Raw genomic sequence first — 12764 nt, forward strand, 5'->3', positions numbered from 1 at the left:
TGTTCTTTAGTTATGCTTTTAAATAATGTCTGACACTGTCGTCCAGTGCTAGTATTTCAAACTAAACAAGTCAGCCAATGTGGCTTATCCTATTTAGCGAGCTGACCATCATATCATGTTTTAATAGTCTGTCAACTTCTTTTTTTAATTTGTTTCAACAAGTTAACTGGGTTATTAATGTGTAATCTACACACTAGCTACTTCCAGCTCGTCTTGATGAGGTGCGTATTATAGACGCTATATTTATTTAGTCAAGAAGTATTTGCTATTTAATTTAAACAATTTGCATTATCCAAATCAGTGAACCACTTCCCTTTCGACTGGGTGGCATTATACGGAGTTTTAGATAGAAAACAAGGAAACTCTAGAAATAATCTCGGTTATTTTATATCAGCGATACTCCATTTACCTAACCTATTGTTATCGCTATCAAACTTTAAATACTGTCTTTTATATCTACAGATTTAGCTTTTTCATAGTGGTTGACGTATTTCAGCAGTATACAGAGCGTATTAAAAAAGGAACTTACCGTCAGGTAAGTTCCTTTATATAGAATCTGAATACAGTGTCTAACCTTTTACTTTTGTTCTGATTGTAGTCACGATACCTGATAACGCATAGATAATGCCGATCGCTAAGATACCAACAGGAATATCATAGAGCACAATGCTCATGACTAGCACCCCAATGATAAGCACTACAAAAGGTACTTTCTTTTTATCGAACTCTTTAAAGCTATAGTATTTGACATTGCTGACCATCAGTAGACCACAAGTGACGACCCAAGCTGCAAACAATAGCATGACGGCTGTATCGTATTGACCAATCCACTCGTTATGATCGACTGCAACCATCACAGCGGACGTCACCAATATAGCAGCCAGTGGACTGGCCAAACCAACAAAGTACTTTTTATCGACAATGCCAACCTGAACATTAAAGCGTGCAAGGCGAAAAGCAGCACAAGCGGTAAAGACAAACGCACAGCCAATGCCGATACGACCTAACGGCTCTAAAGCAAAGCTATAAATCAAAATAGCAGGGGCAACGCCAAACGCTAGCATATCTGCTAAAGAGTCGTATTGCTCACCAAATGGACTTTGCGCATTGAGCATACGTGCGACACGTCCATCTGCGCCATCAAGAATAGCGGATAAAAAGATAGCCAAAGCTGCCTTATAGAACTCGCCTTGCGTACTCGCCAAAATCGAGTAAAAGCCTGACAGTAGCGATAAGGTAGTGATCAGATTGGGTGCCAAATAAACACCGCGACTAACCACTCGCTTACCTTCGGCGACTTCAGCTTCAATCACCTCAAACGTCAAACCATCATAGCTGTCGTTATCCGCTAGGCGGATATTAAACTCGTGCTCATCAATAAACGGTGGCTGTGTCGCTGCATTATCTTGCAGCGAGCCGTCATTTAAGGACGCATTGTTCACAGGTGCATTATTCGGCTGGCCGATAGGTGGCTGAGTCGTCATCTTAATATCCTTATTGGCCGTTATTGCTATTCGCCGACGAGCCAGCGCACATTGGTCGCACTATCAGGCGTCAAGTTTGGCGCGTCTTCTACTTTCAGTACTGGCTGTAAGAAATGTAATATCTCACGTGCATGGTTATCAAACTGCCATGGCGGATTGATAACCAGTAGACCTGTACCGTTCAGACCAACTGCCACATCATTAGGATAAATGTTTAGCTCACAAACCAGCTGACGTCTCATTTCAGTACGTTTGAGCTTTTTATAGAAGAGCTCTACAGCTTCGATGTTTTTGATTGGGAACCAAAGCGCATAAGTGCCCTGTGGCCATTTGTTATAAGCCGCGACCAATAAATCGATCAGGCGCGTAAAATCTTTGTGCTCTTGCTCATAAGGAGGATCAAGGAAAATCAAACCGCGCTTTTCTTTTGGTGGAATAACAGCGGTAATACCTTCAAAAGCATCACGATGCTGGATACCAATTGGCAACTTATGTAGCTGATAGTTCAACGCATCGTATTCAGTCGCTTTGGCTTCAAAAGCCTCAGCACGCACGCCAGCATCAGGATTTTTAGCTGCGGTTTTTTCGACGTGATGGGCCACCCACCATGGCGAACCAGGATAGACTTTATTGTCGTAAGTAAATTTGGCTTGCTTGATGCCTTCCATATAATCTTTGACAGCAGCTGGTGCCTTTTCGGTATCTGCTTTTAGAAAAGCTTGAATACCGCCTTTGGCCTCACCTGTTTTGCGCGCTTCTTCACTGCTTAGTGAATACAGTCCACGACCGCCATAAGCGTCAAGCACATAAAAAGGTTTGTTTTTCTGCCCCAGTTGATTAAGCAGTTGTACCAATAAAATGTGTTTAACCACATCAGCAAAGTTACCAGCGTGGTAGGCGTGTTTATAGTTCATAATCTCAAAAGTTTAAATAAGAAAAATTGCATCTATGGTAGCATAGGCAGAGTAAAATATAATGTGGTTTTAGTAAGTGCTTTCAATAAAAACGTATTGAATGACGGTATATTGATAGCTGATTGATAATAATGAGATGAAATGACGCAGATTATTAGCAACCTTAACAAGACAGCGTTGGTCGTTGATCATCCGATAGGTCAGGATAATCCACCATTACTGCTGCCAAATACTCATAGTGATAGCCAAGAAATTCCTACTCAGCACGTATTGCAGATGTCTGACTTTGCGGTGGACTGGGAAGATAAGCTGACGGATAAACAGCTCGATACCTTTGTTAATGACGGCTGGCTAATCATTGATGATGTATTCAATAGTACTGCTTTATTAGCACTACAAGCAGAAAGCGGTTTTATTGACTATCGTGATGCAGAGCTGACCGCTGGTGTTCGCATCAGTGATATTCGCGGTGATAGAATACGCTGGATTACTGAAGACTTTTTTGCAGGCTACTATTATCTGCAAAGCATCAATGCTTTGGCCTCGCTATTCAATCGTAGTTTATTCGCTGGTATTCGCCATAGTGAAGCGCATTATGCGTGCTATCCGACTGGCTTTGGCTATCAATGGCACAGTGACAACCCTACCGGACGTGATGAACGTGTTATCTCGGCAGTGTTTTATCTCAATGATGATTGGGAGTCAACCGATGGCGGTGCACTAGAGGTCGTTGATAAACATGGCACGCACCATGAAGTGATGCCAGTTGCTAATAGACTGATTATTTTCGATAGTGATTTACGTCATCAAGTACAAACTGCGCATCGCCAACGCTACTCTATCGCCACTTGGATGCGCCGAGATGGTTTAATACCTTTTGTTGAAGTAGCCATTTAGCATTTATCCTCTACTCTTTATTTATATTTACCATCTTAATTTATTATATAAAAGGCTTATCTATGTCTGACCCTCATAATCAATCAAGCGCGCCTCAACGAACAACCCATCAGCAAGAAACCTTAGATTTAAGTATTGCACTGTTAGAGCGCCCTTCAGTGACGCCCGATGATGATGGTTGCCAAGATATGTTGTCAGCACGGTTAGAACAAGCAGGCTTTGATTGCGAGTTTATGTATTTTGGTGATAGAAAACAAAGCGGCGAACATGCTGAAGTTAAAAACTTGTGGGCACGCCGCGGTACTAGCGATCCAGTGATTTGCTTTGCTGGTCATACTGATGTCGTACCAACAGGTGACGAAAAAAACTGGACCTACCCTCCGTTTACTCCAACTATCGCTGATGGGTATTTATGGGCACGCGGTGCCGCCGATATGAAAACTGGTATTGCAGCTTTTACTGTTGCAGCCGAACGTTTCGTCGCCAATCACCCTGAGCACAATGGCTCAATTGCTTTTTTAATCACTTCAGATGAAGAAGGCCCGTCAATTAATGGTACGGTCAAAGTGATCGAGACTTTAGATGCACGTCAAGAAAAAATCACTTACTGTCTCGTTGGTGAGCCATCAAGTACCGATACGTTAGGCGATATCATCAAAAACGGTCGTCGTGGCTCGCTAGGTGCAGAGCTTACCGTTACAGGTAAACAAGGCCATGTCGCCTATCCACATCTGGCATCTAATCCGATTCATGCGGCGATGTCTGCCCTTGCTGAACTGACGTCTACCGCATGGGACAATGGCAATGACTACTTCCCAGCCACATCATTACAAATATCAAATATCAACGGCGGCACTGGCGCAACCAATGTCATTCCTGAAACGCTAAACGTGGTCTTTAACTTCCGTTTCTCAACTGAAACGACTGAAGATGAACTAAAGGCAAAAACGCATGCTATCTTTGATAAGCACTTTGCCAACAGTAAAGCGAGCTACGATATTCATTGGAAATTATCTGGTCAGCCGTTTTTAACCCCTGAAGGAAAACTGGTTTCGGCATGTCAAAACGCCATCAAAAAAGTGACCGATGTCGATACCACACTATCAACTTCTGGTGGTACCTCCGATGGACGCTTTATCGCGCCAACTGGTGCCCAAGTGGTCGAACTTGGCGTACGTAATGCAACGATTCATCAAGTGGATGAAAAAGTAGAAGTCGATGACCTAGGTAAGCTTGCCCAGATTTACGAAGGCATTTTGGAAAATTTATTGTTGGACTGATTATCAGGTTAATTGCGCCTGCCTAATTGATGACATCTGCCCAAAGAAAAAGCGCTACCTAGTTTAGGTTAGCGCTTTTTTTGTCATTGTTTTTGTCGATAATAGATCGAGCAGCTTAAGTTACTTAAGCCAATTACTAATTTTACTCAATACCAATATAGACATCAACTTGACCGTATTCTAAGTTACCACCAATATAATGCTCAAAATCTACATTAAAAGTGCGGGTATGCTCACAGTCTACCGTATTGAAATATTCCCAAGCACTTTCCCATGCATTCATCACAGTGTTAGGCATATAACCTTCTTCAGAAAATACCAAGTACTTTCCTGCAGGAATATCAACCGTCACTACGTTACTAGCATTGGCCACACTGTCGCTTTCTGATTGTGCATCTTGCTCGCTGGCTACTTTCCAACTGGCCACAACGTCAAACGCCCCTGCCAGATCATCGCTTTCATAGTTGTGATAGACACCATAAATGTCTTCACCTTCAGGGAGTTTACCCGCGTGATTTTGATAAAACTTCTGCCATAATCTGCCAAGCTTGGCAGTGTCATGGCTTATCTCAGCGTTATTAGTGGTACGAACACTGATACCACGACAAGCTATCGCTTCTGGTAGCTCTTTAATTTGTGATGTCATGATGCGGCCTTTTCTATCTGTTTATTTAGTTTTCTGTTTGTAGCAATGCTGGCAGACCGAATCGATTAATCTGCTTCATCAATCCAATTCATTTGAATGGCTTCTAAGATGCCTTCATTTGATTTTTGTGGATCATCATCAAAGCCTTCAAGCTCAGTTACCCAGCGATGCAAATCAGTAAAGCGAATGTACTGTGGATCTGTTTCTGGAAATTTTTCATAAAGCTCAATCGCGATATCTAAGCTGTCTGTCCATTTTAATTTTTGTGGGGTCATAACGGTACCTTTTTTTAGTCGTTTTGAGAATCATCATATTAAAAACGATGCCATCGTCCTAATACTGACGACTTGATGGGCTCTATCCTACCAAAATTCAGCAAATGATTATAGCCAAGTTATTTTACGATGCTATTTTTCAATACTGTTTTGCGATGTGGCTTAGGCTGATTTGGTCGATTTTACCGCGACTTGGTGCTCATTCCATGTGTTAATCGTATCTGTCAACTGCTCGCCCATCATATCTAATACTTCTGGTGTGCGCATACCTTTACTATCTGTAAAAACAAACTTGGTCATACCAACGCCCATCAGCTGATTTTTGACAAGAAACCGATGCTCAAAATACACGTATTTATGATCCCATCCTGCGACTGCACTGCTAAGCGTCATTTTATCCAAAAATTTAATTTGCTTAAGATAAATCATCTCTTGCATGGCAATCACCCAATTCAGCGACTTGATGCCTTTTTGGTGACAGCACGCCTTTACCCAGCGCGTGACGTTTAGCTCAATAAATGATAAATAACGATAATTGGGCAAATGATCGCGAAATCCCATATCGTGTGGCAAAATTCGATAATGGCGAACGGTCGGTGCAGTCAAAGTCTCTAGACTGATAGTCTCACTCGTCGATTGATGCTTGAGCTGTTGCTTAAGTAAGCTAACCATAATAAAAAAACGCAGTAACATATTCATAAATCTTTCTCTTATTTCATCGTATTTATAATTGGTGATTGTCTATCGTTGAAGCAGTTCAGATGGGTTAAAAAATTAATCAAGCGCAAACCACATACTAAGTGCATAAAGCAAAGTTGATTTTGTGATCATTAAACAACTGACCGTAATTGGAAATAATCTCAGTCTATAGTCGGCTCATAAATGTCGCCCACTTTAACGCAAAAAAAGCCACCTCAGTGACTTTCTTCATCTAAAAAATTATCTGCAAATAATCATGGTTAAAAACATAGTTTAGAGATTAATGACCACCGCCATTGATAGTACGTACCATCTCTTCTACCATTTTCTTAGCATCACCAAAGATCATCATCGTTTTATCCATGTAGAATAAGCTGTTATCCAGACCTGCATAACCAGTACTCATTGAACGCTTGATGACCATAACCGTCTGTGCTTTGCTAACTTCTAGAATTGGCATACCGAAAATTGGAGAAGTAGGATCATCTTTTGCAGATGGGTTTACAACGTCGTTTGCACCAATAACCAAGACCACATCTGTACTCGCAAAGTCTGAGTTAATCTCATCCATTTCTAAAATGTCATCATAAGGGACATCAGCTTCAGCCAACAGTACGTTCATATGGCCTGGCATACGACCCGCAACTGGGTGGATAGCAAAACGAACGTTAACACCTTCTTCTTTTAACAACTCATATAGCTCTTTTACTGCATTCTGTGCGCGGCCTTGTGCCATACCATAACCTGGTACGATGACCACGCTACTAGCATTAGACATAAGGAACCCTGCATCTTCTGCTGAGCCTGCTTTGTAATTCTTCGGTGCCCCATCATCGCCGCCTGCTGCCACAGCTGACGTGCCCATACCACCGAACAAGACATTAAGTAGTGAGCGATTCATAGCTTTACACATGATGTAAGACAAGATCGCACCTGATGAACCGACCAGCGAACCTGCGATAATCAGCATCGAGTTGCCAAGGGTAAAACCAATACCTGCTGCTGCCCAACCTGAGAATGAGTTCAATAGTGATACAACTACTGGCATATCACCGCCGCCAATTGGCGCAATCCACATCCAACCGAAGATAACTGCAATCACTGCCATCGCGTAAAATGCTGGTAATGAATCAGTGACGAAATACACGCCACCGAACCCAATCATCGCAATGAATAGTAGCGCTTGGACCGGTTTTACCCAGCCCCCAACCAATGTTTTCGCCCAGCTTTTCGCTGCCAATTTACCAAAGGCAAAGACTGAGGCTGAGAACGTAATCGCACCGATGAAGCAACCGATAAATAGCTCGATGCGAGCAACGGCGCCATGCTGCTGTTCAGTGTGTAATACCGTCGCAAGTGCAATCGCAACCGCTGCCAAACCGACGAATGAATGCATTAAAGCAACCGTTTCTGGCATTTGGGTCATTGCGACTGTTTTTGCTTTCCACATACCAACAAGGGCACCCAACACCATCGCACCGATTATCAACCAAAGCACAGGGCCTTCTGCTAAAAAGAAGGTAGTCACAACGGCAATTGCCATCGCTGCCATACCAAAACGGTTACCGCGAATCGCTGTCTTTGGACTAGATAAACCACGCAAAGTTAAAACAAAGAGGATAGCGCCGACCAGATAGAACCAATCTGCATTTGCCGCAATCATTGCTGAGAAATCGTTCATGCGTCACCTCCGGCATCAGTGGTTGCTACTGGTGCTTTTTTTACTTTCGGTTTAAACATCGCAAGCATACGCTCGGTCACGGCAAAGCCACCAAAAATATTGATACTGGCTAAAAATACTGCAAAGGCACCAAGCAAACTGGTCGGTGTAAACATTGAACCATCAATCGTGACGGTCTGTAGCATCGCACCCACGATGACGATACTTGATAAAGCGTTGGTTACCGCCATCAATGGCGTATGCAATGCAGGCGTCACACCCCAAACCACGTAGTATCCGACAAAAATAGCGAGCACAAATACAGTGAAAATCGCTACAAATGGTGTGCTACTCATGGCCGCACCGGCTGGCGCTGCAGCTAAAATAGTGGCAATCATCTAATCCTCCTAAAAATTTATTCATTACTGGCAAATGTGTAGTGACAGAATATGTGGTAATAGACTGTTCAAACTAGCGTTTGGCCAGTCGTACCTGATTGTCATGTGTCACTGCCAGTGCGCCCTGAATCTCGTCTTCCATGTCTAAGTTAAGTGTCAAGCTAGCCGATGCATCATCGCCAGCAGGTGCAATCAATGTCGTAATAAAGTTAACAAGGTTATTGGCATACAAATCTGACGACTGTGCGGCGAGCATAGATGGGATATTGGCGGCACCAACGATACGTACGCCGTTGTCTGTGGTAATGGTTTCGTTAGGCACGCTGCCTTCGACGTTACCACCAGTACCGGCCGCCATATCGATCAGTACGGAACCTGCTTTCATTTTGGCAAGCGTTGCGCCATGTACCAAACGCGGTGCGTTACGACCAGGAATCTGCGCCGTGGTAATAACGATGTCAGCGTTGCTCAATGCTTTGTCCACGACAGCTGCTTGATCTTTGACATATTGCTCTGATGGCGTCCATGCATAACCACCGGTAGACTTAGCTGTTTCAGCCTCCTCTGCGCTCATCGGTACATCAAGCCATTTACCACCGAGTGACTCCACTTGCTCGCGAGCAGTCGGACGTAAGTCACTGGCTTCTACTACTGCACCCAGACGCTTTGCTGTCGCAATCGCTTGTAGACCTGCAACACCAACACCTAGGATAACGACTTTGGCTGGCTTAACCGTACCCGCTGAAGTCATAAACATCGGGAAAGGACGCGAATACTCATTGGCCGCTAGCAATACAGCTTTATAACCAGCAAGGTTGGCTTGTGACGACAATACATCCATATTCTGTGCGCGTGACAGTGTACGAGGCAATAACTCCATCGCAAAGACTGTTGCGCCTTTGGCTGCATAAGTGTCAAGCTGAGTGTTGCGATACGGGTCGAGCATGCCAATGACGATCTGACTAAACGACAAGCTTTCAGTGGCTTCCGCTGGTAGGTCATTGACGGTGGTAATAATCTTAGACTGGGTAATCACCTCGGTACGACTACTGGCAATGTCGGCACCCGCAGCCTGATACAACTCATCAGCATAGTATGCTGCTTGGCCGGCACCTGACTGAATAACGACTTCAAACCCAAGTTTACGCAATTTTTTGACTGCGTCTGGGGTTATCGCTACACGGCTCTCGCTCGTGATATCTGCACTGATTACACCGATTTTCATACCGTCTCCTTACTTACGTCCAATGACTATATTTACGTCTCACGACTACCTTTAATACCCTCAACGCACATTTAAAAAGCACAGGGGACAAAACCCTCTGATCATGATTAATCCATTACAGCGATCAAAGGTTATCAATTTAATAAATGATAGCTACTTTACCATCATGCCTTTTTATTATAGAGATATCGTTCGTCAAGTTTCATTGTCTAATGATGACCCACAAGTAAAATAAAAATTTAGGTATTTACACCATTGGCATACTTTTTGTTGGTATATTAAAGCCTTTTATTTTTCCAAAAAACGCTTAACCCTTATAGATACAGGCCTACCTCCATTTATTTTCTAACTCTAAATCTGTTTTTTTATTAAAAATATAACGTCAATAAACATAAAATAAGCAAGGTTAAGTCAAGTTCCACCCATGCATACCGTATAATAAGAATACTTGACACTCGAAAAAACTCGTCATCGATTCATTATAATAAGGAATAACTATGTATTTTTTGCTCTCCCCTGCAAAATCCCTGAACGAAACAGACGCTATACCACTAAATTTAGGCAATTATTATAGTCAGCCCGAGCTAATCGAACGCTCACAAGAATTGATGAAAGTACTGAAGTTAAAAGAGCCTGTTGACCTACAAGAATTGATGAGTATATCTGACGATTTGGCTCAGCTTAATGCCACGCGCAATCAAGAGTGGCAATGGGATACGGACAAACCCTTCAATGATGACAATGCCAAACCCGCCGGCTACCTATTCGACGGTGACGTCTATACCGGACTTGATATGTATCATATGGACAAAGATACTGCTACTTACGTCAATGAGCACTTAGGTATTCTGTCTGGACTGTATGGAGTACTAAAACCACTAGATCTGATCCAGCCATATCGCTTAGAGATGGGTACCAAGCTGAAAAATGAGCGCGGTGACAATCTTTATGAGTTTTGGGGTGAGGAAGTCACTAACGTTATCAATGCGCGTATGGCTGACAGCGATGACAAGGTATTGGTTAATCTGGCTTCCAATGAATACTTTAAGGCGGTAAAGAAAAAAGCACTAAAGGCAGATATCATCACGCCACGATTTGAAGACGAGAAAAATGGTCAATATAAAGTAATTAGCTTTTATGCCAAAAAAGCACGTGGTTTGATGGTGAAATATGCAGCAGATAATAAGCTGACCAATGCTGAACAGCTAAAGCAGTTTGATTTGGCAGGATATTACTACTGTGAAGACGCGTCTGATGATAAGACGTGGACGTTTAGACGAGATGCGGCGCATCAGTAGCTTGATATAAAAATATATTTACTACAATCGCTAGAAGTCACTAGAAGCATTGCATTCAGTGCTTCTAGCTCACTCATCAGATATCCTTTAGTTAAGCATATGAACAGATTACAACAACCCTTCTTGCGCCATCATTTCTTGTACCGAGGCGCGGTTTAGCATGGCTTGATAGTGTGCACTTAGGTGTGTCCAGTCTTGTGCTCGACTCGCATATCGCTGACTCCAGTGAGCAATCATAAATAAATGAAAATCAGCCCCACTTAATTTATCGCCTAATAACCATGGACCATGACTCGCCAATCCCTTTTCAATAATATCCCAGCAGTGGGTTAGCACATCATTCGCTTGATCTTTCACTTGCTGCAAATTGTGCTCACCGCTAATGTACTGCTCGGGATGTGCCCAGTGATTAGCGGCTTCTTGCAGTGTAGAAGACATCCAAAACAAATACTGGTAATAGACACCGCGCCTAGGGCATCCTGTGTCAGGTGCTAGCCCAGACTCTGGGTGCTGATCTAACACGTACATTAAAATTGCCGCAGACTCATAAATGACCTGTCCCTGATGCACCAACGTAGGTACTTTGCCATTTGGATTAATGGCTAGATACTCAGCTGATTTTTGCATGTTTTTAGACAGGTCTATTTCTATCATTTCATAAGACACGCCTAGCTCTTCAAAGACAGCATGGGTGGCCATATTGGCACCACCCTTATCCCAATATAAAGTATAAATAGTCGTGTCCTTCTTGATGTTGCGATTAATGCATAAAATATTGCACTGAATAATAAAGATTATTCTCTAACGTGAAATAATCGACATGATAGCGTCCGCCAGTTGAGGGATTTCCGTCATTTTCAAACCTGCAATATTGATTCTGCCATTTGGCATGCCGTAGATAGCGAACTCATCTTGCAATATCAGCATTTGATTTTTGGTTAGCGGTAATAGAGAAAACATGCCTTTTTGTTGCGAAATATCCAAAAACTCTGCAGGTGCACCCCTATCTTTTAATGCTGCGCCTAATGCTTGGCGAATAGTATCTACCCTACTACGGTAGCTTGCCAGCTCGACTAGCCAAGCGTCTGGTTTGTCTAGCAAATAAGAAGCCACTGCGGCACCGTGATTGGGCGGCATAGAATAGTTGGCACGTGTGATAGTTTCTAAGAGTGTCTGTATATCTGCGTGACGCTCATGGTTCGTCGTCATCACCGTAGCAATACCCGTACGCTCGTTGTATAGACCCATATTTTTTGAACAGCTGGCGGCAATAAATGCAAAGTCAGAGTCTTCAATGATTAGACGAAGCCCTGCAGCATCGGTATCAGGATCATCTCCAAAACCTTGATACGCCATATCAATAAACGGGACAATATTTTTCTGTTTACATTTATCAGAAAACAGTTGCCACTGCTCTAAAGAAGGATCTATACCGGTAGGATTATGGCAGCACGCATGTAATAACAACACGTCTCCTTCTTTTGCTTTTTCTAGCGTAGCTAAACACGCATCAATATCTAACTGGCCATTTTTATTTTGCCAAGGATACGTATTAACCGCTAACCCAGCACCTTCCATTAGCGGACGATGATTGATATAGCCAGGGTCACTGATCCAAACGGTTGAATCGGGAGAGAGCGTGGCGATTAAATCAGCAATGAGTCGTAATGCACCTGATGCTCCAACCGTCTGAATCGTGCACTGGTCTTTTAGACTTGGACTGTCACCCAGTACAAATTTTGCCATTTGCTGGTTAAAATTAGCGTTACCCGATAACATGCCATAAGCCTTCGAATGAGCTTGATGAGCAAGATGTATCTCTGCGTCTTGCACGGTTTTCATCACAGGTGTATTGCCATGCTTGTCTCGATAGACACCAACCAATAGATCTATTTTATGTTTACGCTGGTCAGCGCGAAACCTACCTAACAATGCCCATAGTGGATCACCATTGATAACAGGCATATTATCTAACATCATGATACTTC

13 protein-coding genes are annotated in these 12764 nt (G+C 43.0%); 3 read left to right on the forward strand and 10 right to left on the reverse strand.

Translation table 11 applies throughout. The features are described from left to right. Positions 1-569: 569 nt before the first annotated feature. The gene (pssA, locus tag JMX07_RS11410) at positions 570-1484 is read right to left on the reverse strand and encodes a CDP-diacylglycerol--serine O-phosphatidyltransferase (RefSeq protein WP_227684806.1); all 915 of its coding nucleotides are present in this window, start codon (positions 1482-1484) and stop codon (positions 570-572) included. A 26-nt stretch (positions 1485-1510) separates the two neighbouring features. After that, positions 1511-2398: a 23S rRNA (adenine(2030)-N(6))-methyltransferase RlmJ gene (locus JMX07_RS11415; protein ID WP_201608047.1), complete on the reverse strand. Its 888-nt coding sequence runs from the start codon at positions 2396-2398 to the stop codon at positions 1511-1513. Positions 2399-2539: 141 nt separating this feature from the next. On the opposite strand from JMX07_RS11415, the gene JMX07_RS11420 reads away from it, so the two are divergent. Next, complete coding sequence (locus tag JMX07_RS11420) at positions 2540-3295, forward strand: 2OG-Fe(II) oxygenase (protein ID WP_201608049.1); 756 nt, start codon at positions 2540-2542, stop codon at positions 3293-3295. Between the two features lie 62 nt (positions 3296-3357). Continuing rightward, positions 3358-4575, forward strand: a complete 1218-nt coding sequence (gene dapE / locus JMX07_RS11425; RefSeq protein WP_201608052.1) for a succinyl-diaminopimelate desuccinylase — start codon at positions 3358-3360, stop codon at positions 4573-4575. Between the two features lie 142 nt (positions 4576-4717). Here dapE and JMX07_RS11430 read toward each other — a convergent pair whose 3' ends face one another. From JMX07_RS11430 to JMX07_RS11455, 6 genes are all read right to left on the reverse strand, one after another. Beyond that, the gene (locus JMX07_RS11430) at positions 4718-5221 is read right to left on the reverse strand and encodes a GyrI-like domain-containing protein (protein WP_201608053.1); all 504 of its coding nucleotides are present in this window, start codon (positions 5219-5221) and stop codon (positions 4718-4720) included. Positions 5222-5286: 65 nt separating this feature from the next. After that, positions 5287-5496 carry a Fe-S cluster assembly protein IscX gene (gene iscX, locus JMX07_RS11435; RefSeq protein ID WP_021812734.1) on the reverse strand — a complete coding sequence of 70 codons (210 nt, stop codon included), beginning with the start codon at positions 5494-5496 and terminating at the stop codon, positions 5287-5289. A 162-nt stretch (positions 5497-5658) separates the two neighbouring features. Then, a complete protein-coding gene (locus tag JMX07_RS11440; protein WP_201608054.1) occupies positions 5659-6195 on the reverse strand; it encodes an acyl-CoA thioesterase in 537 nt (178 codons plus the stop codon). Positions 6196-6475: 280 nt separating this feature from the next. Beyond that, on the reverse strand, positions 6476-7876 hold the full coding sequence (locus JMX07_RS11445; protein ID WP_101204835.1) for an NAD(P)(+) transhydrogenase (Re/Si-specific) subunit beta: 1401 nt from the start codon (positions 7874-7876) through the stop codon (positions 6476-6478). After that, complete coding sequence (locus JMX07_RS11450; RefSeq protein WP_197707696.1) at positions 7873-8211, reverse strand: proton-translocating transhydrogenase family protein; 339 nt, start codon at positions 8209-8211, stop codon at positions 7873-7875. Before JMX07_RS11450 ends, JMX07_RS11445 begins: the two co-directional genes overlap by 4 nt. A 115-nt stretch (positions 8212-8326) precedes the next feature. Then, positions 8327-9478, reverse strand: coding sequence for a Re/Si-specific NAD(P)(+) transhydrogenase subunit alpha (locus JMX07_RS11455; RefSeq protein WP_201608055.1), 1152 nt, complete (start codon positions 9476-9478; stop codon positions 8327-8329). A 497-nt stretch (positions 9479-9975) separates the two neighbouring features. Here JMX07_RS11455 and yaaA point away from each other — a divergent pair, with 497 nt between their 5' ends. Beyond that, positions 9976-10776, forward strand: a complete 801-nt coding sequence (gene yaaA, locus JMX07_RS11460) for a peroxide stress protein YaaA (protein ID WP_201608056.1) — start codon at positions 9976-9978, stop codon at positions 10774-10776. Positions 10777-10884: 108 nt separating this feature from the next. Here yaaA and JMX07_RS11465 read toward each other — a convergent pair whose 3' ends face one another. Both JMX07_RS11465 and JMX07_RS11470 read right to left on the reverse strand, forming a co-directional pair. Continuing rightward, a complete protein-coding gene (locus tag JMX07_RS11465; protein WP_320158008.1) occupies positions 10885-11574 on the reverse strand; it encodes a glutathione S-transferase family protein in 690 nt (229 codons plus the stop codon). A gap of 3 nt (positions 11575-11577) precedes the next feature. Next, positions 11578-12756 carry an aromatic amino acid transaminase gene (locus tag JMX07_RS11470; RefSeq protein ID WP_201608059.1) on the reverse strand — a complete coding sequence of 393 codons (1179 nt, stop codon included), beginning with the start codon at positions 12754-12756 and terminating at the stop codon, positions 11578-11580. Positions 12757-12764 lie beyond the last annotated feature (8 nt).

The organism is Psychrobacter immobilis, assembly GCF_904846235.1.
Lineage (GTDB): Bacteria > Pseudomonadota > Gammaproteobacteria > Pseudomonadales > Moraxellaceae > Psychrobacter > Psychrobacter immobilis_C.